This is a genomic window from Allobosea sp. RIT-PG3_2 (assembly GCF_057321085.1).
The window spans coordinates 381,937-407,868 of sequence record NZ_JBXWCA010000002.1; the positions used below are offsets into that span (position 1 = coordinate 381,937).

Consider the following 25,932-nt stretch of genomic DNA (forward strand, 5'->3'; position numbering starts at 1 on the left):
GCCGCAGCGATTGCAGGGCGTGACCGAGACGCATCTCTAGCCAGCGGCCTTCCTGGCCGCCCAGTTAAGCGGCGGCGAAAAATGATCACGTCGAGCTCTTTCGGCGTCCGGCGCTTGCCTCAAGAACGTCCTTCGCCCGCTGGCGGGCGGCCCCGTTCCGGCGCTTGGTCCGGATGCGCGCTTCCAGCTCGATCGCCTTGTCGATGCCGCGGGAAATCAGCGCCGGTATGAGCTGGTCCCGCGATCGCGCCAGGGAGCCGGTGTACCAGCTCGTCACCGCCCCTTTCGCGCCGCGGTTCACCAGATGACGGACGACGTCCAGGCTCTTCAGCCGTTGAGCGAGCTCCCGCGATTTGAGGTGATTGACATCCTCCTGATGCAGGATCGCGCCATAGGCCTCAGCCTCCGCCCAGCTCGGCGACAGCATGAAGTGCCGATATGCCGCCAGAGCGGCGCTTTCGAGGGCTTCGTAAAGCTCCGCGGGCTCGTGGTGGTCGCGCTCGACCGCCTCTGTCAGGTAATCGACGAACCGAAGAGCGATCTCCTGCTGCTGGCGCGCGCCCCATGCGACCAGAACCGTATCGTCCTGCAGCAGTGGAACGCAGACCGGCTCCCCACCCTCGGACAATCCGAAGCCCTTCACGCTCGTATGATCGGCCGCGGCCATCACCTCGAGCAGCGCCGTCTTCCATGGCGCGCTCGGCATCCATATGCGCGTCTGCGCCTCCGGCCCGAGCACCGTGTTGCTGAGCCCCATGTAATAGCCAACGAGACTGACACGATCGCCGACGACCCGCTGAAGCCGCCTCTGCGTCGTGCCACGCCAACCCAGATCGACGATATGGGCGTCGTCTGCAGCAAAGAAATCCTTGGTTTCAAGATAGGCCGTGGTCGCCGCCCGCGCCTGCCGGGCCCGCGCGCGCAGGGGAGCAAGCCATAGCGGCCGCAGCAGCACCTCCTTCAGCCGGACTCGGTCGCTCTCGCTCAGTTCCGTGCGCGGCGTACCCGGATCGACGCTCGAGGCCTGGGCGATCAGATCGATATCGCCGCGAGGATAGCGCAGGGAGAGCAAGGCTTCGGCGAGGGAGATGCGGTCGTAATAGGCCAGCGCCAACGCCTGATCGACCATCTCTTCGTCATCGTCGTCGGGCAGCGCCGGCAGCAGGAAGGCTTGCCGCGACGCGTAGGTGTAATGCACGGCCACGTCGACGCCGAGCCAGCGGACGAAGCGCTCGCAGATAGCAGCCAGGACCTGCCCGTCGCGCGCGAGGAAATGAATGGCGCGCCCGCCCCGCTTCAGCACGTCGAGCAAGATCCACAGGACATAAGCGGCGAAGAGCGGGCCGACGACGCTGGCTGCGGCCGTCAGAATGCCTTTATCGACCGGCGCCTCCTGTCCGAGACGAGCAGCCCGCGCCGACCCCGCTATGGTGGAGGCCAGGACATCGCCGGCTCCGGATGCGAACAGCACCCGCTCGCGGGTCGTCCAATGGGAGTCGCTGAACAGCGTGGCTTCCCAGCCATTCGCCCGGGCGTTCTGGACATCGCTCAGCGCATTGTCGCCCAGATGCCGGAAGCGCAGGCCGGAGAGGTTTTTTCGGCCCGCAACATGGCCGAAAATGCTGCCATCGATCTTGCTCCTGAGCTCCTCGCACGACGAGATGATCGCCATCGGAGGGGCATAGCCGGCCTTGGCGAGAAGCTGGCCGACCTCATCCGCCGTGAAATAGGTATCCGACAGGAAGAGCAGCGGCTGCCCGCTCCGTGCCAGCGCCGCCACCCTGCTCCGCGTCCACGCGATCGGGCGGATGAGACGCAGCTCCTCCTCGAATTCCATTCCGCGCGCGACACGCGCGACCTCCGGCGACAGGCCGAGAAAGCCGGCCAGGCGGCCGTAGATATCGTCGAGCGTGACCTCGCGGTGAGGAACCGTGAGCCTTTGATCGAACTCGGCCTGTGCCCGGGCGTAAAGCCACTCGGTGTCGCCGAGCTTCGATAGGCCAAGCCGGCGCAGCTTTCGCCCGACGACGAGGTGCAGGTGTTCGGGCAGATGGAGGAGGCGGCAGAGGGATGTGTCGAACACGTCGAAACTGAAGGCCAGCCCGGTCCGCGCGGCGTTCGGCGGGGATAGGTCGTTCATCTCAACCTCCTGCGACGGACCGCAACAACTGCTCCGTTCAAAGGCATCGAACATGCGACGCAGCGCGCTTTGCCAGGCCTGAACCGGCCTCACGCATAGACGCGGAAGTAATCGACCCGCATGCTGGTCTCGCGATCCTCCTCCCTCAGCGGATCGGGAAAGGGCACGTCCGAGCGCAAGGCGAGGGTCAGCAAGGGCCAGAACACATCCCCTTGGTCGTCCAGCTGCCGCGCCCGGCCGATCGTCCAATCGATGGGGAGGCCCGATTTTGGATCCCTCACTGGTTGTCGCTCGAAATACGGGACACAGCGCGCGCCTTCGACGAGCACGCCATAGCGAAAATATCCTGCGGTGATGTCGGTCCCCGTGGGCACGCCGACGCCCTCATGATGTTCGCCGGGCTGCCCCCATTCGTGGAGATAGGTGCCGTAGAGGTCGAGCTCCCAGCCCTTGTGCTCGACGACATCGATCTCGATGCTCGTCTTCGGCAGCAGGATGCTGCGGCCGTTCATGAGCCAGAACGCCGGGAAGCTCAGGGGATGCTTGGGAAAGCGAATCCTGGCCTCGAAATAGCCGTTCCGCCAGCCGGCGACGATCGTGCCGTCGGGGCGCGCCGTCTGCAGGTTGCCGGAGATCCACTGATATTCGGGCAGGACGTTTCCGTAATAGGCCGGCACCCTCATCGTGCGACCGATATATTTGGCGGAAATCTGGAGAGCCTTGCCGTTCTCCGTGAGGGGATCGTCGATGATGGCGTAGGGGTTGAACCCTTCCTCGCCGTCGATCCGCGCGAAAGCCGAGCGCCCGTAGAAGCCGGTGTCGAAGGTCGTCGCCTTCGGGCCGGCCTGCCAGAGCTTCGTATCGAGAACGGCAAAGTCGTCGCTGAACGAGAGCGCCCTGCCGGCCAGCGGGTCTGCGGGAACGGCAGCCGCGCCACTCGCAGGCCCCGCCACGGCAAGCGGAGCAGCCGCAAGGGCCGCCATCCCCTTCAGCAGGCCGCGCCGCGGCAGCGCGAGGTTCCGGGATGAAGAGCGTCGCTCATGCATGCGCCGCTCCCGCCGCTTCGTAGACGCTCATGGTCTCGCGAGCGACGCGGTCTATCGTCAGATGCGTCAGGTTTCTCTGGCTGCGCGCCCTCCATTCGGACAGGATCTCCGGATTCCCGACGATCCGGCCGAGCGCGTCGGCAAGCTTCATAGGGTCCTTAGCCGGAACAAGAATTCCGGCCTCGCCATTCTCCAGAAGCTGCGGAACCCCGTCGACGGCCGTCGCCACAACGGCGCAGCCGGCCTCTCTCGCCTCCGAGAGAACCAGCGGCGCAGGGTCCGCATGCGACGGCAGCACGAAGATATCGGCCCCCAGCATCCAGGGATAGGGATCCTGCTGCGCACCGACGAAGGTCACGGCCGGCGCGCAGCGCATTTGTCCGACCATCTCGCGATAGGACTCCAGATACGGCCCCTCCCCGACGATCCAGAGGCGCGCGGTGGGATGGTCGGCATGGAGCCGGTCGAAGGCCGCGAACAGATCGGGCAGCCCCTTGCGCGGATGCTGCCCGCCGACGGACAGGATGCTGGGCGAGCCGAGATCCCGCGGCGAATGATCCCGCCCCTCGAAGCGGGCCGAGCCGATCGTGCCGTTGAGAACCACGCTCAGGCGGGAGGCGGGAACACCTCTTTTCTTCATCGACAGGCCGACGGCCTCGCTGACTGCGATCACGCGCGTGCCCAGCCCCATCAGGGTCGCGCTTTTCTCGAACTCGTTATGGACAGTCGTGACGAGCGGGATGCGCGCCAGCTTGCAGGCTGGCCAGGCCAGCACGGCGCTGGTCATCATGTGAGCGTGGACGATATCGGCACGCCACAGCCTTATCTTCCGCCGCAACGCCAGGAACGCCCTCATGAGATCGGAGGCCCGGCGACGGTGATCGATATGAAAGCTCTCGATGCCGTTCCTGGCGAGGAGGTCGTCGAAATCGCCGCCGCCGCTCGCCACCGCGACCGAATGGCCGAGCTGTCGTTGCGCACAGGCCAGATCGACCGCGGCATGAACATGCCCGTTGAGGCGCCGGGTATGGTTCAGCAGATGGAGGATGCGCATGATCCGTTTCCCGTGGAGGCCGGCGTAGCCAATCTTCGCTTGCTGTCCCGACCGGACCGAGTGGCTGCCGCCCGGAAACGGCAGCCTGCCCGGGGTGGGAGCCTCGTCTGGCTGCGTTTGAGACTCACAGCGCGGACCGGCTCGCGCCAAGCGCCGCCTCGGCTTCGTGCGTCGAGACCCGGGCGGTCGGCTGATAGTTGAATGCTCCCTGCCGCCCGAAGGATTCCACGCCGAACTGACGCAGCGAATCCACCAGCGCCGCAGCCCTCGCCGCCGCTCCGTTGCGATAGATCGGATAGGCATTGGCGAGCATCTGGCTGCCCTCCAGCTTGAGGTCGCCATCGAACAGCCCGTTCAAGCGGACATGCGCGCGGAAATCCGCCTCGGCTTGGGCGGCCGAATGCCCGATATGGTCGGCGATGACCTCGACCGCGAAATACTCGCGGCCATCAGCCGGCCCGTAGAAATCCGAGTAGACGGTCAGGCGCTTCCAGGCGCCTTCATGGGAGAAATTGTAGAGGATGGACTCCCGGAAGCCCCTTTCGCCGGAGAAGCTGAAATAGAGGCTCACCAGCGTGATCGTCTCGAGTTCCGCCTCGCCGAAATTGATCCCGCACAGCGCCGCCGCACGGTCCAGAGGGATTGTCGAGATGACGCGTCTCGCGCTGATCGTGCCGTCCGCGAACCTGACGCGGAACCCCTGTCCCGAACGCTCGATCCCCTCGAGTCGGGTCGACAGGCGGAATGTGACGCCACTCGCACTGAGGCGGTCGACCGCCGCGGCGTAGAGCGTCGAGAAGCCTTCTTTCGGGCGAGCGAGCTGCCGGTTCGTCGGCGCGCCGCCCTTCGGCTTCCGCAAGCGGGCGACAAAGGCGCGCAGCGAGGCGTTTTCGCTGATCCAGAGCATCCGCTTGCGGGCGAGCTCGATATCGATCTGCTCAGCCGGCACGCCGTAAAAGCGCTTCATATAGGATTCGAGCCCGGTCCGGTGCAGCAGATACCCGCCGATCCAGTAGCGCGCGAAGTCCCGTGCATTGCGCATCTGCCGTTGGAAAAGCCGGGCATAGATGACGGAGGCCGCGATGCAGATGAGGACCCAGAGACCGGCGGCCAGAACGTCGTCCCTCGGCGAGATCGGATAGGCGGTCACCTTCCTCTGCGGGTTCAGCCGCGCCCAGCTCGGGTCGATCGGCACATAGCGCGGCAGCAGTTCCGGAAAGTGGGCGAGGAGCGGCGAATCGTCCTGGAAGATTAGGCTGCCGATGTCGAAGGTGTAGCCGCCACTCGACCAATCGATGTGGTTCCCGCCGACATGGGCGTATTCGTCGACGAGGAGGAGACGCCCGCATCCCTGCGCGCCGAGGACCGAGGCGGAGACGAGCCCGGATATGCCGGCGCCGAGCACGACGGCGTCGTAATGCTCGACCGAGCCTTCGACGTCTTCCATGTCGCGGGCAACCGCGTCATCCATGGCTCGTCCCTTCTCATCCCTGCGCCACCGGATCGGTGGCCAGATGGATCGGGCGCGACGCTCCGGAGCCAGAAGTATCCGGCAAAAGACCGGGCGCGTCGGCATCACTCCGGATCCCAGCAAGACTTAGGCCAACGTTCGGGAATGCGACTCGGCATCTTTCTGCCGCTGCGGCAGAGGCGCGTGACTGCGCTGGCACGATCTTCGCTTTACCTCAGCCCAAGCGGCTCTGGCTCTGGAACGAGGATTCCGACGTGCGAGGCCCAAGCGAACTCAGCAGCAGGCTCGATGGTGTCAGCCTGATCTCCACGGATGTCTTCGACACGCTGCTGTTGCGGCGACTGAGATCGGAGCGCTCGCGGATCGTCGAAGGCGAAAGGCTGTTTGCCCGGTTTCTCGGCGAGCGCGGCTTTTCAGTTTCCGTGGAGAGGCTCGTCGACCTCCGCCTTCGCGCGCAGGCGCTGGCCCACCGCGCCGTCAATATGAACGGAAACGGGGAAGTCGGCTTTCTCGACATCACCCGACGCCAGCTCCAGGTGCTGGGGCTGCCGGAAGAACTGGCGCAGGACCGGCTCGGCATCGAGATCGAGGTCGAGAAGCGGTCGTTGCGGCCCAACCGTGCCCTGGCCGCAGCGCTCCGGCAGTCCGGCCTGCCGGTTGTCGCGATCAGTGACACGGGCTTGCCGGCGGCGGCCATAGCCGGCTTGATCGAGCATCATCACGGGCCGGAATTGATCTCCCGGGTCTATTCAAGCGCGGACGAGGCGGCCACCAAGCGCCAAGGCGACATCTTCCTCCAGATCCTGGCTGCCGAGGAGGTCCCGCCGCACCGCCTGCTCCATGTCGGCGACGACGCCATCGCCGACCATGAAGTGCCCTGCGCATTGGGCATCAGGACGCTTCATTTGCCGCGAGCCCGGCTGCGCCGCCGCGTCTCGCGTATGCACGGGGCCGCCGCCGAGGCGCGCCGGCGCCTCGGCCGTGCATGGGTTGGCAGCCGGCTGGCCCTGCCCACGCCGGGAGATACCGCCAGCTTCGCCGGTGCGGTGCTCGGTCCGATCGTCGCGGAATTCTGCCTCCGGATCTGGCTCTATGCCGATCAGCTCCGAAAGGATGACGACGCGATACTGCTGTTCTGCGCCCGTGGCGGCCTCGGTATTCGGGAGGCGTTCGAACGTCTGCTCGATCGCTTGCATCTGCGGCTGGATACGCCCCGGGAAAACCTGCTGATCTCGCGTCTCGTCGCGGCGCGCGCGGCGATCGCAAGGCGCAGCCCCGCCGCACTCGAGGAACTGAGCCGCGAATTCCGGGACAGCAGCTTTGCCGACGTGGCGCAGGCCTTGAGCGGGCGCAATCGCGAGCTGCCCGCCAACTGGTCCGAACCGTTTGTACCGGACCAACTCTACGATCTCTTCAAAACGCCCGCAGGCCAGCAGGTCGTGGACGATATCGACGCGCAGAACGCTCTCTTCCGCCGGCACCTGAAACAGGTCTCAGCCGGGCGAGGACGGCTGGTGCTCTGCGATACCGGTCTCTACGGCAGCACCCAGCGGCTCCTCGCCGACGGGTTTCCGGAACTGTCGATCGAAACCGTCCAGCTCGCGCGGTCCAACTACAAGGGCCATTCGGAGGCGCATTTCCCGCGGGTCGTCGGCCTTCTCGTCGAGCAGGATGTCTACAGCCCGTTCCAGGTCGAAACGACCGTCTTGCGCTACTGGCAGCTCGTCGAAAGCCTGTTCGAGCCGGCCATCCCCTCGGTACGTCATTTTCATGAAGACGCCGCGGGCGATGTGCTGGCGAATTCCGGCTGCGTCCGCCGCGAGGCCGTGGATGTCGCCGCCGGCAACGCGCTGCTGCGGGATGTCCTCGCCTATATCGATCAGATTCCCGACGGCGCGACGCTCCTCGACGATGCGGAGCGCGCGTGGCCAAGGCTGAAGCAGGCGATCACCCGCCCATCGACACAGGATCTGCACGCGCTTGATGTCGGCCGGCGCTCGGTCGATTTCGGGCGCAGCGGTGTCGTCGCTGCAATCAACGGCAACAGCCCCGGCCATGCGCTAGCGCGCCTCTCTGCGGTCCGGTCGCATCTCTGGCGGGAAGGCGCCATCGCCCGCGAATTCCCGCATCTGCGCCCGGCGCTGCTGCTGGCGATGGAGGCAGGCTACGCGGTGAGAGGATTGTCGGCACAATGGCTGCGGTGACCGCTCCCGGGCGCCCCATGAACGTCGCGATGCTGCTCAGCTGCGGCTCCTTCGAAGGCTTCTTCGGCGGCGTCCAGGGCCAGACGCGGGAGACGTATCTGAAGAGCTATCGCGGTGATTGGTCCTGGTACTACGCCCGCGGCCTCGTCGAGAACGGGATCAGGCCGACGCTCTACATTCCCTCCCTCCGCGAGAGCGGGCGCTACGAAACGGAGCTCGGTGTCGCCGTGCGCTTCCTGCCGCTGGCGCGCTGGTATGTTCCGGCGGAGCGGGTCTGGCTCAAGCGGCTGAGCCGGACCAACCCGCTGTCGCTGTATCTCGACGAGCGCCTCAACACGATCGCGTTGATGAAGCCGCTGCGCGAAAGCCTGAGCGCGGACGAAATCGACCTGCTCTATATCCAGGAATATTGGAGCGGGCGTTTCGACCATGTCGTGACGCGCGTCGACATCCCCGTGACCGCGGCGGACCATGGCGGCGTTTCCAGGGGCGTCCTGAAGTGGTTCAAGCGCCGCAGCTTCGCCAGGACGCCGTTCGTCTACAGCCAGACGCCCAACGAATGCGACATCGTCCAGGCCTTCGGCGGACGATCGAAGCTCCAGCCCAATGGCTGCGACACCAGCGAATTCTCGCCCGACCCGGGCCGCCGGCGCGACAAGACGATCCTCACCGTCGCGCGCTTGACCGACAAGCAGAAGCGGACCAGCGACCTCATCCGGGCGCTCGCCCTGCTGCCGAAGGAGTGGCGCCTGGATATCGTCGGCTCGGGGCCGGACCTCGCCAAGCTGCAGAAATGCGCCGCCGAGGCGGGGGTCACGGAGCGTGTCGTCTTCCACGGCTTTCTCGGCCGGGCGGCAGTGCGCGAGCTTTTCCGCAGTTGCGGCGTCTACGCCATGCCGTCCTCGAACGAAGCGGTCGCCATCGCCGCGCTCGAGGCCATGGGCTGCGGCGCCTCGGTGGTGCTGAGCCGGATCCGCGCCTTCGAATGGCTGGTCGAGGACGGGGTCGATGGCCGGCTGGTGCCGGTGGCAGACCCCGCCGCGCTTGCACTGGCCATCACCGATGCCTGGAACAGGCGCGAGCAATTCGGCGCGGCGGCGGCGGCAACGGTCCGGCAGCGCTTCGACACCCGCAAGCTCTATCGGGAGCTGGCCACTTCGCTGCGTGCGGCGGCTCATGCCTAGGTTCCCTCTCCGTGCCCGGATTTGCGGCAGCCTTCCTGAAAAGGCCCAAACATGCTCGCTGTGAAGACCTTCAAGGGCGCGAGCTGGCTCATCCTTTCCCGTTTCGCCGGGCGCGCGATCGACATGGTCACGATGTTGGTCCTCGCCCGCATCCTTACCCCCGCAGATTTCGGGACGACCGCGCTCGCCATGAGCCTGGTCGCGATCGTCGATACCGTGCTGGAAGTGCCGGTCAGCCAGGCTCTGACCCGGCTGCGCACCATCGACAAGAGCCATCTCGATACCGGCTTCACGCTCGGCCTCGCGCGCAGCGTCATCGTCGCGCTGGCGATCCTGCTGGTGGCGCTGCCCTTCTCGTTCTTCGGGGCGCATGAGCAATTCCTGCCGCTGGTGCTGGTGCTCTCCATCGCCCCCGTTGCCCGAGGGCTCTTCAGCCCCGGCATGGTCGCGTATACGCGCGAACTTTCTTTCCGCCCGATGTTCGTGGCCGAGTTCATCGGCAAGGTCGTCGCCTTCGCCGCCGCGATGGCGACGGTCTTCGCCGGCGGCAGCTTCTGGGCGATCGCCGTCAACTTCGTCGTGGCGCCGACCGTCGCCTCCGCCGTCTCCTATGTGCTGTCACCCTACAAACCGTCATTGTCGCTGGCGCGCTTCTCGCATTTCTCCAGCTTCGTCGGCTGGTTCACCGCTACCCAGGTCATTTCGGCCCTGAACTGGCAGCTCGACCGCGCCCTGATCGGCGTGACGGCCGACAAGGCGACACTCGGTCACTATGCCGTCGCGAGCGACCTGTCGGCGGCCCCGACGCAAAGCCTGATCGGCCCGGCGCTCCAGCCAGTCATGGCCGCCTTCTCCAAGATGAATGCCGACCCGCCGCGATTGCGCAGGGCCTTTCTCAAGGCGGCCCGCATCGCCATGCTGCTGGCGGTTCCGGCCGCGTTGGGAATAGCTCTTACCGCCGATCTCCTCGTCGCGATCCTGCTCGGCCCGAAATGGACCGGTACAGCCCCCTTGCTGCAGTGGCTGGCGCTCGCGGTGCTGCCGATCCCCTATTTCCAGACGCTGTGTGCCCTGAGCATGGCCGTCGACCGGCCTTCCCTTCTGGCCCGGCTGAGCGTCATCGATCTCGGTTTCCGGATCGTCCTCGTCTCGCTCGGCGTCTTCCTCGCTTCCGCGACGGGCGCCAGCATCGCGAGGCTCGCCCTCTCGGGCATCATGTTCGCCTTCTATCTCGACGCGACCCATCGCCTGATCGGCGTCGGCGTTGCCGAGCAGTTGAAGAACCTCTGGAAGGTGCTGGCCGCGGCAGCCGTCATGACCGTGGTCGTCCTGCTGCTCCGCGAACGTCTTTCGCCTCTCGGCCTGCAAGCGGTGCTGGAATTCGGGATCATCGCGGCTCTGGCGGCAGCGACCTATGGCTGCACGCTGCTGATCCTCGGCATCAGGCTCATGGCCGGTCCGAGCCGACTGGAGCTCGTCGACCGCTGGTAGAGTTCAGTTCATCAGCGCCTTGAGGAAGCCGAGCGGAGAGCGCCGGCCCGGCTGCAGGCGATAACCGAGCAGGCGCACGGCAAGGCTGGGCGGCAGAACCGCCGCGAGCGCGAAGAAGAGGGTCATGACCGCCTTGATCTTCGCCGGGTAATATTCGCGCCAGAGGCTCCCGATCAACGCCGGGAATTGGCCCCGGTCGAGGCGGTTTCCGGTCGCGAGCGCCAGATAGAAGCTCCGCTCCCGGTGGAAGTAGGCCTCCTGCGCCTGGACCAGCGGCACCGTCACATCGGAGCGGGCCACGACCTGCCGCAGATGCTCCATCCGCCGAGCGAAACGGACGAGATCGCGACGCAGCAATCCGGGGTCCAGCGGCTTGCCGAGGCCCGAATCGTTGGCGGCGTGCACGCGATAAAGCGCGAGCTCCTCCGGGAGACTGACGACATCGCCGAGGAACGGAGCGGCGAACAGGATGACGCCATCCGCCGCCCGGTCGTAATCGGCCTCGCGCAGCAGCTCGCAAACATCGCGGCGAAAGACGTTCCCGGAGGTCGGCGGGGTGGTGTAGACGCCAGTGCGCAAGACGCGCTGCACCAGGTGATCACGATCGCGGCCGGCGGACAGGGGCGGAAAGGCAGCCCCCACCCGCTCGCCATTCTCGTCGATCCTGGCCAATTGGAACTGCACCTTGGCGACACCGGCATCGAGATGCGGAAGGATCGCAGCGAGCGCGCCGGGTTTCAGCTCGTCATCGGCATCGAGAAAGAGCACGAAGGGGGCGCTGGTCTGATCGAGCCCGAAGAGGCAGGCCGCCCGCTGGCCCCCATTGGCGATGCGGAACGCCGTGGCGCCGGTTTCGCGGATCGCATCCCACGACCCGTCCGTCGAACCGTCATCGACCACCACCAGATCGCATTCGGCGCAGCTCTGCCCCTGAACGCTGCGGATCGCCCGCCCGACGAAGCGCTCGTAGTTCCAGCAGGTGATGATGACGGCGATCCGCGGTGCGGGCGTGCGCCGGTCCTCGCGCATGCCGACGCTGCGAGTCTCAACCTCCCGAGTCTCAACCTCCATGGACGTACCAGCCGTCCCACTGCGAATACTCCGGAAAGCGCCGCTTGAAGCCGTGTTGCGCCAGGAACGCGTCGATCTTGGGCTCCTGCGGGCTGTTGCTGTGCTCGACCGAGAGAAGGCGCACCTGCCGCTTTCCGAAGTCGAAGGCTTCGAGAATCTCGAGCTCGCTGCCTTCGGTGTCGATCGACATGTAGTCGATGACCGAGGGCGCGGCGTGATGGTCGAGCAGATCGTCGAGGGAGATCGTCTCGACTTCGATCGGCGTCCCGGCCTGCCGAACCGCAGCGAAATGGTCACGTCCCGCGCTCGCCGAAATGCCGCTCAGCTCGGGATCCTCGGTCGCCATGAAGCCGAGGGTTTCGCCCGACCGCGCATAAACGCAGCGCTTGTCGACCGCGCCGCTGCGATTGCGGTCGAGGGCGTCATGCCAGACGGGGTTTGGCTCCGCCAGGATGCCGCTCCAGCCGAACTGTTTCTCGAGCCGCCAGCTGTTGCTGTTCGTCAGCCCGTCCGTCGCCCCGAACTCGACGAAGAACCCGCCGCGCATGTCCGAAAGCTCGTAGGCGACCCAAAGATCCTGCAGGATCTGGGACTTTGAGCTGTCGAGGTTTTCGAAGACGTAGGCGAGAAAGCGGACCGCATCGTCTTCGCGCAATTGCATGATCTCGGGCCGGCGCAATCGCAGGGCGTTGAAGACGATCTGACGGACGTCGGGCCGAGCGGCCAGGGCGCCTACGGCACCTGCCGCCATCCTCTTGGTCGTTCTAGTCAGCATGTCTTCACCTCTCGACAGCGGCAGCTAGGCCGCCGCGTTGCTCAGGACGGCACCGATGACGTTCGCTCCCCCGGCTCGAAGGGAGCGCGCAGCCTCCGCGACCTCGTCGATGCGCGTGCTCCCGGCGACTGCGACCAGGATGACGGCGTCGGCGTGCTGGGCCAAAGCGAGCGTATCCATCTCGCTGCCGACCGGAGGCAGATTGAGCAGCACGTCGCCCTTCTGCCTGACGGCGTCGATCATGGCGTCCACGCACGGGTCGTTGAAGTCAGCGAAATGGTTCAGATCCTCGGTCGCGGAGAGAAGAGGCAGGACCGAAACATCGTCCAGCCTGAAGCAGGACAGCTGAGCGGGCAGCGCGCGATGGGCCAAGGCGTCGACGACGGTCACGGCCCCGCCACCCTGAAGCTCATAGCGGTCCGGGCCTTCCGTATTCAGCACGGTGACATGCGTCCCGCTGCGGCCGATCACCCGCGCCAGATTCATCACCAGCGTCGTTGTGCCGGCTCCGGTGTCACAGGCGACGAAGGCGACGACCATGTTCTCTCCCGGCCTGCTGGCGGAGCAGGCCAGCGCCACCGCGGTGCGCAGCCGGCGGACGGCCAATGCGTAGGCGCTCGTCGGATGCGTGACGGCGAGGCGCTCCATTTCCGCCTCGGACCGACGCCTTGCGCCGCGACCGCCGTTGCCCTGCGGGATGCTGGCCAGGCAGGGCAAGCCCGCCTGCCGCGGCAGATCGCCGGAGCCGCGCAGCTTGCGATCGAAAGCCCCGACGAGCGCGGCCACCATCAGGCCGCTCATCAGGCCACCGATCGCCCCGAGCAGCAGGATCAGCGTCTTTCGCGGTGCCGAGGGCGCGAGCGGACGTAGCGCGGCCCCGATCACCCGGGCATCGGCGTCCGGCGTCGGCCCCGCCGGCACGACGCCCTCGTTCAGGGCACGCCCGGCGGCCTCGACCTGCGCATCCAGCGCGTTCACGCGTCCCTGGAGATTCTCCGCTCCGTTCCGGGCGAGCTCGGCCTTGAACGAGACGGATTGCCAGATATAGGCCGAGGCGGCGGCATTCGCGACCTGAGCCGCGAGGGCGGGATCGGACGACGAATAGGTGATCTCGACGACATAGGATTGTCCGACGCGCCGGGCGGTCAGGCGTCGCGCGAAATTCTCGAATGCGACCTGCCGCGTCAGGGCCGCGTCGGGTGCGGGCGACGAAGCTTCGTTACCAGCGCCCTTGTTCTCACCGGGGTTTTCGCCGGTCACGGCACGCCTGCCTCCCCGCACCTGGCTACCGGCGACCCGGCGCAGCCAGTTCGCGAGGTTTCCGACGGCTGCGCCCCCCTGCGGCAGAAACTCGGGCTTTTCGGCCAGGCCGAGCCCCTCGAACACCGCATTCAACAGGCGCTCCGAGCGGATGACCTGAATCTCGCTGTCGGCACGGTTGAGGTCCAATGTCCCTGCACCCGCCTGCTCCCCGACACCGCGAGACACTCCGCGCCTCGGCTCGAGCAGGAGCGTCGCGGTGGCGGAATAGATCGGCACGGCCGTGTAAGCGTAAAGGCCCGCTGCGAGGATGCAGAGGCCGGTCCACAGACCGAGCGGGACCGCATAGCGCCGCACCTTGGCTCCAACCGATCTCAGCAAGGCGAGCGGCCCGTCCTCCGCCGGCGCGGTGGAAACCTCGTCGATCGGCCAGACCGTTTGCAGGCGACGCCCCCCGGTGAACCCCTTATGCATCATGCCCTCTCCGAACCGAGTGTGATCGATGCCGCCCGCTCCGGCTGGACATGCCCCCGGAGCACGTCGGCGATCGCCAGTACGTTGCCCCGCAGGCGCCCCCGACGGTCGATGAACGGCTCCGGCCAGGCGGCCTTGCCGATATTGCTCGCTATGTTCCGGAACAGCTGCCCGGCGACTTGCGGCAAGGTCATGGTTCCCTTCCGGAGCATGTAGAGCGGATTGACGACCTGTGAGTACCCGAGGCGGTCGCCCGCGATCCGGCCGCTCTTGACGCCCATGTGAACGCCGACGAGCTCTGCGGATTTGGCGACGCGACCGCCCTTCCTGGCGAGCGCAGCGCCGAAGTCCCGGTCCTCGAGCCAGCCATAGAGCACGAGGCGCTCGTCGAAGCGCAGATCGCCGAGCTGCGAAACACGGAAGGCCATGTTGCAGCCATAGGGGCTGTAGCTGTCGATCCAGGACCAGTCGCTGCGTGGAACATGCTCGACCAGCCGGCTGGCCTCCTCGAAGCCGATGCCCGGCCCCGTGGCGCCGTCCGCCAGGACGCGGCCTGTGAGCGCGGCCACGTCGACGTCGTCCCGGAAGGCCTCCGCCGCCCGCGCCAACCAGTCCCGGTGCGCGACGAAGTCATCGTCGAAGAATACGACGATTTCGGTTCCAGGCGGCAGCCGGGCCAGCGCCGTATTGCGCTGGGCAGCCAGCCCTGCGGGGCCGGTCACGACCGTCGCGTCCGAGGTGCCGACGAGATCGCCGGCATCCTCGCGGCTGCAACAGGAGACGATGACGTCAGTCGGCTTCAGCGATTGCTGCGCGAGGAGATGCCTGACGGTGCGGGAGACCACATCGGGGCGGCCCCGCGTGGCGATGACGACTGCGATATGCGGCCGCCGCGACAGGTCGGCCGCTCGCCCGGACAGCGACGCCGCCGGCTGGCGAAGCAGATCGAGATAGCCGGCGCCGGTCTGCGCCCAGGAGAAGGACGCCACCTGCTCGCGCCCTTTCCCGCTCAGCTCCTCGCGCAAGCCGGGAGACCCGGCGAGAGTCAGAATTGAGCTGATCCAGGCCTCAGGCTGCGTCGGTGCGGCAAGGAGCGCGGCATCGCCACAGACCTCGGGCATGCTCGCGCAATCGGACGAGACCACGGGGCAGCCGCGTGCCATCGCCTCCACGATCGGCAGACCGAAGCCCTCGGTCAGCGACGGAAAGGCGAGACACAGCGCCCTGTCCATCAGATAAGCGAGATCATCATCCAACAGGCGGCCGAGGAGGTGGACATTGGGCGCCGCGCGCAGCGCTTCCGGCGCGAAGATGTCGCCTTCGCCCCCGGCGATCAGGACATCGATGTCGCTTTCAGCGAGCTGGGGAGCGATGTCGATCAGGAGCTTCAGGTTCTTGTGTCGCGCCCGCGAGCCGAGCGCGAGCACGAAGCGGCGGCCCGCCCTGTCCGCGAGCAGCAGCGGCGCCGTCTCGGCGCGCTCCGGCCGCCAGGCAAGGGCATGTTCGTGGCCGTTCGGCAGCACGGCGATCTCTTCCGCCCGGATCGGCAGGTAGCGGGCGAGCTGCCGCGCCGAGGCCTGCGACACCGTCGCGATGCGGGCCGCGCGGCGCACCAAAAGCGGCTGCAACCGGGTGTAGAGTTCCCGGAACGCCCGGCCATAGCTGCCGGGAGCGGTGAAGACGTTCGCATCGTGGATGCAGATGATCTGCTCGCCCTTTGCCAGCGGCGCGGTGTTGCAGAGGTTGAGAAGCGGACCGGAGAACGAGATCGGCAGTTCGAGCTGCTCCCAGCCATGGCCGGAGAGACGGCCTGTGCGGGTTAGCGGCAGCGCTTGAAAGCCAGGATCGTCGACACGGCGCGGCCCGATGATCGCCGCAGCCTGTCCGCGCTCGACAAGCGCCGCGTCGATCGCGGCAACGACGTTGCGGGCGTAGCGCTGCACACCGGTCACCCGTTGCGTCAGAAAGCGGCCGTTGATGGCGAAGCCGGTCGTGGAACTCATGCCGGCAGCCTCCTGCCGGGAAAGCCGGGGATCATCGATCTCGCGGTATCCGTCTCGCCCTTCGGCCGTGCGGCGGCCAGCGCGGCGAGCATGTAGAAGAACAGGCCCTGGTCGATCACCGGGCTGACGAGCATGTCGCCCAGCAGCAGGCCGATGCAGCCGTTGCGAGCGGCGAGGCGCACATCGGTGGCGAAGCTGCCCGGAATGCCCTGCCGCATGAAAAGCGCGCTGGCGAGAAAGGCCCCATAGAAGAGCGCGCCGGGAACACCCACCGTCGCCAGCAGGGCGACTGCAAAGCTCGACGCCCTGGCGGTGCCGAGCCCGACCCCGATGCCGTGGGTATCCAGGAAGTTCTGGAACGATATCGCATTCCAGGCGCTGCGCTCGATGCTGGAATCCGAAGACGATTTGTCGAGGAGAACCAGGTTGAAATAGTCCTGGATGATCTGGGACAGCGTCGGTTCCAGCATCACGCCGATGCACACCGCGACCGCGGCGGCCGGTGCTGCGACCACGACCACCGCCGCCGTGCGACCGCCCGGCCGCTGCGCGCGGAGGGTGGCGGTCGCGTAAAGCAGCAGCAACATCACCGGCGCCCCGGCAAGCCCGGTCGACGAGGTGGAGAAGACAAGGGAGACAGCCGCGCAGACGGCAAGGCCTCCCGTCAGGAGCGTGTATCGACCGCAGAGGAAAAGCGTTCCGGTCAGGCCGAACACGCCGAGCGTGGAGCGCGCGAATGCCGAGGCCTCCGGAAACGAGCCTGCGATGCGCTTCATTCCGGCGACCTGGTCCTCTGTATGCATCACGTACTGGGCGTTGCGCATGAATTCGAGCACGGCCTGCGTGCCGGAATAGAAGGTCGCAAGATCGATCGCCGCGAAGGCGAGATTGGCGGCGCAATAGGCCAGGACGCCCTTCAGAACCGCCTCGAACCCCTTCTGCGTCGTGGCGATCGCCACGACCGCAAGGAAACAGATGAGATTGGCGATCAGATAGACGCTCTGCGTGAGATTGCTCGAGACCGGCGTCAGCGGCACAGTCGAGCCATTATCCTCGTAGATCGAGGTTCCCAACGCGACGATGTCAGTCGTGCCCGCCAACAGGCGCGGCACGAAGAAGGCGCTGGCGACCCCGTATATCGCGAGGCAGGCGAGCCAGAAGCCGGGCTCATCGGGGTTGAGCGCCCGGATCGCGGTGCTGGCCTCCCGCCTGCGGCTGAGGGCCGCGATCACGACGAAGCCGAGGAACAGGTGGCCCGGCTGGACATTCGCCCCGCCGACGAACAGCGCGCAGGCCGCGCCCAGCACGGCCGCGATACCGAGGCCGACGAGAGAGGCTTCGATCGTGGAGAGAAGGCAGGCGATCCCGATGAGGACCGTGACCAGGCCGATCGGCTCCAGCATCATGTCCGGCGGCCTCCCGAATCCTGCTGGAGAAACTGCTGGCTCCGATGCCCCGCGACCTGTCTGCGCCCGCCATCCATGGCTATTCCGCCAGAACCATCAGGGAATAGCCCCCGAGCATGCGGACGGCGAAATCCGCATTGACCGAATAGAGGAGCCGGCGCGGCAGCCGCATCAGCTGGCTGCTGAAGGCCTGATTGGGAAGCTCCAGCCGGCTCGCCGTGTATTTGTAGTCGAGGACGACGTATCCGCAGTCCTTCAACGTCGCGAGGACGCTGTCCTTGAAGAAATAGTGGAGATGCCCGACACTCTCCCTGAGCCCCATGATCGGCCAGGCCCGCAGAACCGATTGAACCGAAAGGTCCAGCGGAACGTGGATCACCTTGTAGCGGGCACGGTCCTTCAGGCTCTTCAGGAAAGAAATGTAATCCTCGACATGCTCGACGACGTCGGCGATGACGAGGATATCGAAATGGGGCCCATCCTCTTCGATCAGGTTCGCGAGATGGAACCGGACACGATTGGTCTCCTTCGATTTCGCACGCCGATAGGCATGCGGCGAGATCTCGTAGCCCGAAAACCTTGCTTCGGGGAACGCGGCGGCGAGGTTGAGCAGAATCTCCCCCGTACCGCAGCCGACCTCGCAGATCGTCTCGAAGTCGAGATCGTTCTTCCTGATGATCTCGGCGACATGCTTCGCCTTCCAGGGCGAATCCTCTTCGTGCCAGTTCGGATTCCGGTCGGCATATTGCTCGGTTTCGTAGATCGTCTGCACGGCACTCACTCAACAAGGGTTGCGGGGGCTATCGCGCTCTGCGAGCCCGGGCGAACGCGTTCCCGGTGCGTTGGCGATGCGGTCCCTGTCACGACGCATTCCTCAACCTCCCGCCGGGGCGAGCTGCGGCGTGAGTCCGGAATGCAGGACCGCTTTCCGCATCGTGTTCGGCAGCGGCTTCAGCAATTGCTCGATGTGCAGCTTGATCTGCGTTTCGAAGACATCCCGCGAAAAACCATGCGCATAGTCGGCGATCGCGCCGGAATCCCAGGCGATCGCGCGCGCCCGGTTGTCGGCCGCGATGATGGCTTCGACGCTCTGCTCGTCGAAGAAGATGCCGGTCTTGCCCTCGATGACCGTCTCGGTGGCCCCGCCGCGACGATAGGCGACGACGGGACGACCGCTGGCCATGGCCTCGAGCGGAACGATCCCGAAATCCTCCTCGCCGGGGAAGATCAGCGTTCTGCACCGGGAATAGTGATGCCGCAGTACGTCGAAGGGTTGCGGTCCGAGAATCCTGACGTTCGGCTTCGCAAGCCGGCGCAATTCACCCAGCATTTCGCCGCCGCCGATGACGACGAGCTCACGGCCGGATTCGTTGAAGGCCTGGACCGCCAGCTCCGGCCGCTTGTAGCGCACGAGTTCGCCGACCATGAGGCTGTAGTTCTCGACGGCCTCGTTCGGCACGACCTCGAACGCATCGACATTGACCGGCGGGTTGATCACCGCAGCGGCCCGGCGATAGTAACGGTACAGCCTTCCTGCGACCGTCTCCGAATTCGCGATGTAGTGATCGACGCGGCTCGCGGAATTTGCATCCCAATTGCGGATGTAATGCGCGAAAATAGGCATCATGCATCGCGTGATGAAACCCGATCTCTCGCGATAATCGTGGAACATGTTCCAGATGTATCGCATCGGCGAGTGGCAATAGCAGATGTGCATCGAGCCGGGCGGAGGCACGATGCCTTTCGCAGGCCCGGATTCGCTGCTGATGATCAGATCGTAGCCGCGCAAATCCAGCTGCTCGAGCGCGAGCGGCATCAGCGGCAAATACTTTTGATACATCTTTCGGGCCCGGGGCAGGCCATTGATGAAGCTCGGAATGACCCGATGCCGCCGAATTTCCTCGGAGACGGCCTCGGGCACGTAGACATGCGTGAAGATGTCCGCGTCGGGATAGATGCGGCACAGCGACTCGACGACCTTCTCGCCGCCCCGCATGCCGACCAGCCAGTAGTGGATGATCGCGACCTTCATGGCGCCGCCTCCGCTGTCGTCCTGTGGGACCGCACGCCCCGCCGCGTATCGGCAGCCGGCGGGGAGCATCGCTTGTGCAGGCATGAAAGCTTGAGGCTGGAGACGAGGCCCGAATTCATCGACTTCCCCTCCCCGAAAGCACGGCAGGAACGGTCTGCACGAGGATCTGGAGGTCCAGCGCGAGGGTCCAGTCGCGCGCATAGCGCGCATCCAGCGCCACTCGCGTGACATAACCGCAGTCGCTGCGCCCGCTCACCTGCCAGAGACCGGTCAGGCCCGGAGGCACCGAGAAGCACTGCGAGAAAGCCTCGCCATATCGCGCGATTTCGGCTTCCACGATCGGCCGCGGCCCGACGAAGCTCATCTCCCCGGACAGGATGTTGAGCAGTTGGGGCAACTCGTCCAGGCTCGTGCGCCGCAAGAATTGCCCGAGCGGCGTAATGCGTGGATCGCAAGAGAGCTTCTGATTTTCTGTCCACTCCCGCGCGGCCTCGGAGTCCGCTTCCAGGAGGTCGTTAAGCGCCTTTTCCGCGTCGCATCGCATCGTCCGGAACTTGAGGCAGGTGAACGGCTTGCCCTGTCTGCCGACCCGCCTCTGACGAAAGAGCGCCGGGCCGCCATCGGATGCGCTGATCACCGCCGAGAGCGCGACGAGCAACGGGATCAGGAAAGCCAGAAGCACGAGCGCCAGAACAACGTCGAACGAACGCTTGGCGGCACGTTCCGCAGCAGACCGAACTTTGGGATTCAGCCGCGTACCGACTGGACGCGGAAGAGAAAGGCCAGACGGTCGATTTGATTTCGCCATGGCATCACCCTTGGCCGTAAGACGACAACGTCGCTTAAGAAAATATCAACCCAAGTTAAACAAACTGCAAGATCAATTTAGTTGCTGATTACTATTTATACTATCAATACATAAGATGATGCTTTTTCAACCAGCCATCAGAAAATACCCTACAAAACGAGAACGAAAATGGCTCTAAATTCATCGCTTTGCGACCGAGCGTATTACGACAATTCATTCGCCCAATTAATTTGCATTACCTTGGGTTAAATTGAGCCACTCCCTTAGGGAATGTCACCCTGGACACGGCATTGCCGACCATCCGCCTATGGCAGCACGAAGAGAGCAATCCGGCCTACAGGAAGGGGAGAGGTAGCCCAGACCCAACCACACCAAATTCAGGCGGGGGCGCTGCTGGCGGTCTAATTCGGCGCCGCGATAGAGGCGGGCCGCGCCACGCCCTGGAACCACCCCATGACGATGGCGTACTGGATGATGTCGGAGCGGCCGTGAAGTTCGAGTTTCCCGGTCGCCCGGATCTTGTAGGTTTCGACGGACTTTGTCGTCAGGCCCAGGCGCGTTGCGATCTCCCTGCTGCTATAGCCGAAGGCCACCAGCCTGAGGACCGTGACTTCACGCTCGCTGAGCACCGTCCGGTGAGCATTCGAGCCGCCGGCCAGCTGTCCGCCGGCACGTACCCCCTGGCCCTCGACATACTGGCCTCCCCGGCGGAGCGCCTCGACCGCACGCAGCAGGCTCTCGCCCGGCGAGGTCTTCAGGACATAGGCGCGCGCCCCGGCCGCCAAGGCCTCTCCGATATGGCGATGGTCGTCCTGCTCGGACAGGCAGATGATGCGCGCATTGGGGAATGCCTGGACGAGGCACCTGATGAGCGAAATCCCGCCTGGAGCAGCGTCGACGATGATGATGTCGGGGCATGCCTCGCTTATCAGAGGCAAGAATGCCCCAGCGGAACTTGCTTCCCCGACCACCTCGATATCGGGCGAGCGTCCGAGAAACGATCGCACTCCGGCCACGAGGATCGGGTGTTCGTCGCATATGAAGACACGCAGCTTCGTATCCGAGGCCAAACTCATGGCGTCCCTTTGGTCAGGTCGTCGCTTCCACTCTCCTCCCCCCGTCTTTTTTATAGATTCATTGGATCTCAATTTTGCTTCACGCCGGCATCATCGCTCTTTCGCCTGTCGAGCGACAGCAAATCAGGCGCGATGGCCTGCAATTGCGGACGCTCGACCTTGATGAGATCGCCGGGTTGCACGCTTGACGTCTCCTCGGCAGCGAACTGCTTCGTCAAACCACCTTCCCGGCGGATCAGAACGATCGACATGCGGGACGCGGCGCGCGACTGCTCAGTTTCGAGCCGCGGCCCGATCGTACCGGATTCGTTGATCAGCAGCTTGAGCGAGCCAATCCGGTCATCGGCCTGCTTGAGGCTCGTCTGCGCCTCCCGCAACTCCCTGCTGACGTCGGCATCGCGCTGGTTCTGCAGATCAAGGCTGTTGCGTTCGGTACGAGCAATCTCCTGCTTGGCCCGCGCCATCGCCACGATCAGGTCCAGCGACTGGCTCTCGAGCTGGGCGAGGTTTTGCTCGACGGCGAGCTGGCGCGGGCTCACCGCAAGCCCCTTGCTCATCAGGGTGTTGATGTTGTCGAGTTCGCGGCGGACCAGATCGACCTGCTTCCGCTGATTGGTCTCCTTGGCCCCAAGCGTCCTCAACTCATCCTCGAGCAGCGATCTCGCCTGTTGCAGCAGCGTCAACTGGGAGAGCAGCGCGGTCCGCCGGGCGTTGAACAGCATCGTCTCCTCCCGCATGCCTTGCGCCGCGGACGGGGCATCGGGGTAGCGCTGCAGGGCCTGCGAGAAGGCAATCGCATCGGCCTTCTGGGCTTCCGCCAACAGGCGGTCGCGGCGCAGAAGCAGCGCGAGCCTTTGCGTCTCCTGCAGGCGGATTTCTCCGTCCGCGACGATGGTCTCGCGCTCGAACCGCGCGAGAGCGAATTCGGCCCGCTGGAAGCCACCGGCGATGCTGATGGCCTGAAGCGCGTTGAGGCCCGGGCGGTAGGCGTATTCGCCGGGCTTCTCGACGGCCCCGACGACATAGATCGGCCGATACTGGGCGATCTCCACAGCCGCGGCGGGAGCATTGACCAGCCCTGCGGAGACCTTGAGACGATCCGCGATGAGCGCCGCGATCTCGTCGGTCGTCCTGTTGTCGACCGACACCGATCCCACGATGGGGAGCGAGATCAGCCCGCCGGAATTGACCGTGAACTCGCCGCTCAGCCCCGTCCATTCAAAGACTTCGCGAGAGTTCGGCCTCCATTCGGAAACCTTGATCCTGACCTTGTCCGAGGGGCCGACCCGATAGCTGGGCTCGCCGGCCATAACCGTCGAAACAAAGCAGAAGGCGCCGACAACAGCGGCAAGCAGGGGCGCGAGCCGTGGCGGCACGATCCGGCAGTTCGACGCGGTGGCAGATCGACGAAGCACCATTGACGCCCTCGACAGCTACAAGGGCGTCTCATAGCAAGTTCTCTGCCAAGCGCCGGCGGAGTTCACCTGGGCTTAACGGCCATGGCCGATGATATCGAGCGGCTGGCGGGATTCGAGGCCCTGATTCAAATTGGTGCCGGCCCGCGGAGCGCGTATAGTCCTGACGAGGCTTCCTGCGTCGTCAGAGAATGGTGGCCGATGATTTTTGTCCTGTTCCTAGCCGCATTGATCGGCGGTGGGCTCACGGTCGTCATGGCCTGGCCGCTGGGGCCGTTGCCTGCCGTCATGCTGGCCTCGCTCGTCGCGAGCTGCGGCGCATTCGCTGCGGCGATGATTGTGGCGCGTCTCGCGAACAGGCCCGGCGACGAGCCCCGCACCGGCCTCCGCTCAGCGTTGAATCGTATCTTGCCGCGCTGATTGGCACATCAATTGCTGTCTCGACGTCGGGAGGTCCCTGCCCCATGTCGATGATCACGCGCTTCCGCAGGCCCGATCGCGATCAACAGACGGATGACGGCCGGAACCAGGCGGTTCGGCTCGCGCTGTTGAGGGCCAGACGCAGCCTGGAGCAAGAACGGAAAGGGCTCGATCGACGCCTGGAGGAAGCCAGGTTGCGCGCAGCATCGCTTCTGGGAAACGAGAGCGGTATCTACTTCGAGCGCGAGCCGGAAGACGAGCAGATGCTGTCCGAGGCCGAAGCCCAGATGGCCTATGCCAGCCGGCGGCTCGCCGATCTCAGGACACAGTATCTCGCCTTCTCGAACATGCTCGCGGCGCTGCCCGGGCCTTCAACGAGTCTCGACAGGCGGCACAGCCTCCGTTCCCGTATCGCTGGCGGCTTATATCTGCTCTACCGCCGCGTGGCCCGTCGACAGAGCCGAACCTGAGCCGCGGAAATCGGTGGCGCTCCCTAGGGGACTCGAACCCCTGTTTTCGCCGTGAGAGGGCGACGTCCTAGACCGCTAGACGAAGGGAGCAGCGCTGGCCGAGGGCGCCTATGTAGTCGGACCACCGCGCCGCCGCAACTGCTTTTTGCGGTGATCCCGACAAAAGATTCGTGAAGCGCGACGACGCCGTTTCGCATCCGACCACAGAGATACGCGGCGGGATTGCCCGCCTCTCCGGAACGTTCGATGCTGAGGGCCATCCGCCGGACGCGCCTTCAGGCCGCTCCAGCGGGCAGACGCCGCAGGGACGGCCTTGGGGAAGCGGTTCGTGACGCAGGGCGAGCAGCGACGATATCCACTCCACGCCGTCCTTCGGCGCGGACACGCCGTGCTCAGGGCCGGGCTCGGCAGCCTGGTGTCGGTCGTCTATCCCCCGATCTGCATCGCCTGCCAGGCGGCGACGGGCGAGGCGCAGGCGCTGTGTCCGGCCTGCTGGAGCGGCATGGGCTTCATCGAGCGCCCCTATTGCGAGCGGCTCGGCACACCCTTTGCCGTCGATCTCGGGGCGGGCCTGTTGTCGCCGGCCGCGATCGCCGATCCGCCCGTCTTCGCGCGGGCGCGGGCCGTTTGCCGCTTCGACGGCGTGGCGCGCGAGCTGGTGCACCGCCTGAAATACGGCGATCGCGTCGAGCTGTCCCTGACGCTCGGCCGCATGATGGCGCAGGCCGGCCGCGAACTTCTCGGCGAGGCAGAGATCGTGGCGCCCATCCCGCTCCACCGCACGAGGCTCTGGAGCCGGCGCTTCAACCAGGCCGCCGCGCTGGCCGGCGTCGTGGCCCGTCAGGCAGGGCTTCCGCTCCGGCCGACGGCCCTCGTCCGCGTCAAGCGCACGCGCCAGCAGGTCGGGCTCACGCGCTCCCAGCGCGCCGACAACCTCCAGGGCGCGTTCCGGGTGCCGGATGCGATGCGGCCGCAGGTCGAAGGCCGGCGCATCCTGCTGGTCGACGACGTGCTGACCACCGGCGCGACCGCCAATGCCGCGGCCCGTGCCCTGCTGCGGGCCGGTGCCCGGGAGATCGACATCCTGACATTCGCGCGGGTCGTGACGGATGGCCGGGAAATCACTACATGAGATCAAGCGCTATCAAGAGAGACTCCAGCCCATGCCGCCGGTCACGATCTACACCACCTCCTGGTGCCCCTATTGCAAGACCGCCAAGTCCCTGCTGACCCGGAAGGGGGTCGCCTTCACCGAGATCGACGTCGACGGCAAGCCGGATCTGCGGCAGACGATGACGGCAAAGGCCGGCGGGCGCACGTCGGTTCCGCAGATCTTCATCGGTGAGCGCCATGTCGGCGGTTCCGACGACATCCATGCGCTCGATGCCCGTGGCGAGCTCGACAAGCTGCTGGCGGCCTGAGCGGGACGCCCCTCCGGGCTTCCTGCCGTGCTACCCTGCCGTGCCTATTTGCGCTGGTGGCCAAGCGCCACCATCTGAGACGATATGATCCGTTACACCCTCATCTGCGACAATGCCCACGAGTTCGAGAGCTGGTTCTCCGGCTCGGCCAGCTTTGAGGAACAGGCCAGGCGCGGTTTCGTGACCTGCCCGCTCTGCAACAGCGCGAAGGTCGAGCGCGCGGTGATGGCGCCGAATGTCGCGCGTACCGATCTCGGCCAGCGCGCAGCGGCCGAGCCCGCAGCGGAAGCTCCCGCGCCGTCGGGCACGCCTGCGCCAATGGCCCTGATGAGCGACAAGGAGATCGCCTTCCGCGAGATGCTGACCGCGCTCCACAGCCATGTCCGCGAGAATGCGGAGCATGTCGGGACTCGCTTTGCCGACGAAGCCTTGAAGATCCATCACGGCGAAACGGAAGCGCGTGCGATCTATGGCGAGGCGAACGCCGACGACGCCCGCATGCTGCATGAGGAGGGCGTCGACTTCCTGCCCCTGCCGCGCCTGCCGAACTCGGGGAACTGAAGCGCCTTCCACCGCGACGGTCGCCAGCGACACATCGATGATCACGATCGACCTTTGATCGAGAAACGGTCGGGAGGCCGTCGAATTGCCGGCAAGCCGCTCCGCGATCGCGCCCCTGCTCCGGCAATGATGACCGATCCGTAACGCGGA

General features: G+C 65.8%; 22 protein-coding genes and 1 tRNA gene. 8 read left to right on the forward strand and 15 right to left on the reverse strand.

The features are described 5' to 3' along the window. Positions 1–85: 85 nt before the first annotated feature. The 4 genes from AC2FAN_RS07525 to AC2FAN_RS07540 form a co-directional block, all read right to left on the reverse strand. Positions 86–2,140 carry a hypothetical protein gene (locus AC2FAN_RS07525; protein WP_485173274.1) on the reverse strand — a complete coding sequence of 685 codons (2,055 nt, stop codon included), beginning with the start codon at positions 2,138–2,140 and terminating at the stop codon, positions 86–88. An 89-nt stretch (positions 2,141–2,229) separates the two neighbouring features. Continuing rightward, on the reverse strand, positions 2,230–3,186 hold the full coding sequence (locus tag AC2FAN_RS07530; RefSeq protein ID WP_476805255.1) for a LamG domain-containing protein: 957 nt from the start codon (positions 3,184–3,186) through the stop codon (positions 2,230–2,232). Further along, on the reverse strand, positions 3,179–4,240 hold the full coding sequence (locus AC2FAN_RS07535; protein WP_476805256.1) for a glycosyltransferase family 4 protein: 1,062 nt from the start codon (positions 4,238–4,240) through the stop codon (positions 3,179–3,181). Before AC2FAN_RS07535 ends, AC2FAN_RS07530 begins: the two co-directional genes overlap by 8 nt. A 124-nt stretch (positions 4,241–4,364) precedes the next feature. Further along, positions 4,365–5,711 (reverse strand): FAD-dependent oxidoreductase, encoded by a 1,347-nt coding sequence (locus AC2FAN_RS07540; protein WP_485173275.1) that lies wholly within the window; start codon positions 5,709–5,711, stop codon positions 4,365–4,367. 254 nt (positions 5,712–5,965) lie between these two features. Between AC2FAN_RS07540 and AC2FAN_RS07545 the strand changes: the two genes are divergently transcribed. Genes AC2FAN_RS07545 through AC2FAN_RS07555 form a run of 3 tightly spaced genes read left to right on the forward strand, consistent with a single transcriptional unit; the run spans position 5,966 to position 10,590 of the window. Then, positions 5,966–7,915, forward strand: coding sequence for an HAD family hydrolase (locus AC2FAN_RS07545; RefSeq protein WP_485173276.1), 1,950 nt, complete (start codon positions 5,966–5,968; stop codon positions 7,913–7,915). Beyond that, a complete protein-coding gene (locus AC2FAN_RS07550) occupies positions 7,903–9,099 on the forward strand; it encodes a glycosyltransferase family 4 protein (protein WP_476805259.1) in 1,197 nt (398 codons plus the stop codon). Before AC2FAN_RS07545 ends, AC2FAN_RS07550 begins: the two co-directional genes overlap by 13 nt. A 51-nt stretch (positions 9,100–9,150) precedes the next feature. Beyond that, entirely contained in the window at positions 9,151–10,590 is a 1,440-nt protein-coding gene (locus AC2FAN_RS07555) for a lipopolysaccharide biosynthesis protein (protein WP_265051479.1), read from the forward strand. Positions 10,591–10,593: 3 nt separating this feature from the next. On the opposite strand, the gene AC2FAN_RS07560 is transcribed toward AC2FAN_RS07555, so the two are convergent. From AC2FAN_RS07560 to AC2FAN_RS07605, 10 genes are all read right to left on the reverse strand, one after another. Continuing rightward, positions 10,594–11,661: a glycosyltransferase family 2 protein gene (locus AC2FAN_RS07560; protein WP_265051478.1), complete on the reverse strand. Its 1,068-nt coding sequence runs from the start codon at positions 11,659–11,661 to the stop codon at positions 10,594–10,596. Next, positions 11,651–12,436, reverse strand: a complete 786-nt coding sequence (locus AC2FAN_RS07565) for an FkbM family methyltransferase (protein WP_265051477.1) — start codon at positions 12,434–12,436, stop codon at positions 11,651–11,653. The genes AC2FAN_RS07560 and AC2FAN_RS07565 overlap by 11 nt, the downstream gene beginning before the upstream one ends. A 24-nt stretch (positions 12,437–12,460) precedes the next feature. Further along, positions 12,461–14,173 (reverse strand): P-loop NTPase family protein, encoded by a 1,713-nt coding sequence (locus AC2FAN_RS07570; RefSeq protein ID WP_485173277.1) that lies wholly within the window; start codon positions 14,171–14,173, stop codon positions 12,461–12,463. Then, positions 14,170–16,173, reverse strand: coding sequence for a glycosyltransferase (locus AC2FAN_RS07575; protein WP_485173278.1), 2,004 nt, complete (start codon positions 16,171–16,173; stop codon positions 14,170–14,172). The genes AC2FAN_RS07570 and AC2FAN_RS07575 overlap by 4 nt, the downstream gene beginning before the upstream one ends. Further along, complete coding sequence (locus AC2FAN_RS07580) at positions 16,170–17,579, reverse strand: hypothetical protein (protein ID WP_485173279.1); 1,410 nt, start codon at positions 17,577–17,579, stop codon at positions 16,170–16,172. The genes AC2FAN_RS07575 and AC2FAN_RS07580 overlap by 4 nt, the downstream gene beginning before the upstream one ends. Before the next feature lie 79 nt (positions 17,580–17,658). Further along, complete coding sequence (locus tag AC2FAN_RS07585; protein WP_485173280.1) at positions 17,659–18,351, reverse strand: class I SAM-dependent methyltransferase; 693 nt, start codon at positions 18,349–18,351, stop codon at positions 17,659–17,661. A 102-nt stretch (positions 18,352–18,453) separates the two neighbouring features. Then, a complete protein-coding gene (locus AC2FAN_RS07590; RefSeq protein WP_485173281.1) occupies positions 18,454–19,611 on the reverse strand; it encodes a glycosyltransferase in 1,158 nt (385 codons plus the stop codon). A 115-nt stretch (positions 19,612–19,726) separates the two neighbouring features. Beyond that, complete coding sequence (locus tag AC2FAN_RS07595; protein WP_476805265.1) at positions 19,727–20,419, reverse strand: sugar transferase; 693 nt, start codon at positions 20,417–20,419, stop codon at positions 19,727–19,729. A 401-nt stretch (positions 20,420–20,820) separates the two neighbouring features. Then, positions 20,821–21,495 carry a LuxR C-terminal-related transcriptional regulator gene (locus AC2FAN_RS07600; protein ID WP_485173282.1) on the reverse strand — a complete coding sequence of 225 codons (675 nt, stop codon included), beginning with the start codon at positions 21,493–21,495 and terminating at the stop codon, positions 20,821–20,823. A gap of 68 nt (positions 21,496–21,563) precedes the next feature. Continuing rightward, positions 21,564–22,913 (reverse strand): polysaccharide biosynthesis/export family protein, encoded by a 1,350-nt coding sequence (locus tag AC2FAN_RS07605; protein WP_485173283.1) that lies wholly within the window; start codon positions 22,911–22,913, stop codon positions 21,564–21,566. Positions 22,914–22,994: 81 nt separating this feature from the next. Here AC2FAN_RS07605 and AC2FAN_RS07610 point away from each other — a divergent pair, with 81 nt between their 5' ends. Together AC2FAN_RS07610 and AC2FAN_RS07615 are read left to right on the forward strand one after the other, a co-directional pair. Next, positions 22,995–23,330, forward strand: coding sequence for a hypothetical protein (locus AC2FAN_RS07610; protein ID WP_476805268.1), 336 nt, complete (start codon positions 22,995–22,997; stop codon positions 23,328–23,330). Positions 23,331–23,380: 50 nt separating this feature from the next. Beyond that, positions 23,381–23,800, forward strand: coding sequence for a hypothetical protein (locus AC2FAN_RS07615; RefSeq protein WP_485173284.1), 420 nt, complete (start codon positions 23,381–23,383; stop codon positions 23,798–23,800). Between the two features lie 14 nt (positions 23,801–23,814). Here AC2FAN_RS07615 and AC2FAN_RS07620 read toward each other — a convergent pair. After that, positions 23,815–23,890: transfer RNA gene (locus AC2FAN_RS07620), tRNA-Glu, on the reverse strand. A 298-nt stretch (positions 23,891–24,188) separates the two neighbouring features. Between AC2FAN_RS07620 and AC2FAN_RS07625 the strand changes: the two genes are divergently transcribed. From AC2FAN_RS07625 to AC2FAN_RS07635, 3 genes are all read left to right on the forward strand, one after another. Then, positions 24,189–24,932, forward strand: coding sequence for a ComF family protein (locus AC2FAN_RS07625; protein ID WP_485173731.1), 744 nt, complete (start codon positions 24,189–24,191; stop codon positions 24,930–24,932). Between the two features lie 31 nt (positions 24,933–24,963). Further along, entirely contained in the window at positions 24,964–25,221 is a 258-nt protein-coding gene (gene grxC / locus AC2FAN_RS07630) for a glutaredoxin 3 (RefSeq protein ID WP_476805271.1), read from the forward strand. Positions 25,222–25,305: 84 nt separating this feature from the next. Then, positions 25,306–25,782 (forward strand): DUF1178 family protein, encoded by a 477-nt coding sequence (locus AC2FAN_RS07635; RefSeq protein WP_476805272.1) that lies wholly within the window; start codon positions 25,306–25,308, stop codon positions 25,780–25,782. Positions 25,783–25,932: the final 150 nt, after the last annotated feature.

Coding starts and splice junctions, on each gene's coding strand:
- AC2FAN_RS07635 (WP_476805272.1), top strand. CDS start 25,306: ATGATCCGTTACACCCTCATCTGCGACAATGCCCACGAGTTCGAGAGC.
- AC2FAN_RS07530 (WP_476805255.1), bottom strand. CDS start 3,186: ATGCATGAGCGACGCTCTTCATCCCGGAACCTCGCGCTGCCGCGGCGC.
- AC2FAN_RS07610 (WP_476805268.1), top strand. CDS start 22,995: ATGGCCGATGATATCGAGCGGCTGGCGGGATTCGAGGCCCTGATTCAA.
- AC2FAN_RS07575 (WP_485173278.1), bottom strand. CDS start 16,173: ATGAGTTCCACGACCGGCTTCGCCATCAACGGCCGCTTTCTGACGCAA.
- AC2FAN_RS07595 (WP_476805265.1), bottom strand. CDS start 20,419: ATGGCGAAATCAAATCGACCGTCTGGCCTTTCTCTTCCGCGTCCAGTC.
- AC2FAN_RS07600 (WP_485173282.1), bottom strand. CDS start 21,495: ATGAGTTTGGCCTCGGATACGAAGCTGCGTGTCTTCATATGCGACGAA.
- grxC (WP_476805271.1), top strand. CDS start 24,964: ATGCCGCCGGTCACGATCTACACCACCTCCTGGTGCCCCTATTGCAAG.
- AC2FAN_RS07570 (WP_485173277.1), bottom strand. CDS start 14,173: ATGATGCATAAGGGGTTCACCGGGGGGCGTCGCCTGCAAACGGTCTGG.
- AC2FAN_RS07540 (WP_485173275.1), bottom strand. CDS start 5,711: ATGGATGACGCGGTTGCCCGCGACATGGAAGACGTCGAAGGCTCGGTC.
- AC2FAN_RS07580 (WP_485173279.1), bottom strand. CDS start 17,579: ATGATGCTGGAGCCGATCGGCCTGGTCACGGTCCTCATCGGGATCGCC.
- AC2FAN_RS07565 (WP_265051477.1), bottom strand. CDS start 12,436: ATGCTGACTAGAACGACCAAGAGGATGGCGGCAGGTGCCGTAGGCGCC.
- AC2FAN_RS07550 (WP_476805259.1), top strand. CDS start 7,903: ATGGCTGCGGTGACCGCTCCCGGGCGCCCCATGAACGTCGCGATGCTG.
- AC2FAN_RS07615 (WP_485173284.1), top strand. CDS start 23,381: ATGATCACGCGCTTCCGCAGGCCCGATCGCGATCAACAGACGGATGAC.
- AC2FAN_RS07525 (WP_485173274.1), bottom strand. CDS start 2,140: ATGAACGACCTATCCCCGCCGAACGCCGCGCGGACCGGGCTGGCCTTC.
- AC2FAN_RS07560 (WP_265051478.1), bottom strand. CDS start 11,661: ATGGAGGTTGAGACTCGGGAGGTTGAGACTCGCAGCGTCGGCATGCGC.
- AC2FAN_RS07605 (WP_485173283.1), bottom strand. CDS start 22,913: ATGGTGCTTCGTCGATCTGCCACCGCGTCGAACTGCCGGATCGTGCCG.
- AC2FAN_RS07590 (WP_485173281.1), bottom strand. CDS start 19,611: ATGAAGGTCGCGATCATCCACTACTGGCTGGTCGGCATGCGGGGCGGC.
- AC2FAN_RS07535 (WP_476805256.1), bottom strand. CDS start 4,240: ATGCGCATCCTCCATCTGCTGAACCATACCCGGCGCCTCAACGGGCAT.
- AC2FAN_RS07555 (WP_265051479.1), top strand. CDS start 9,151: ATGCTCGCTGTGAAGACCTTCAAGGGCGCGAGCTGGCTCATCCTTTCC.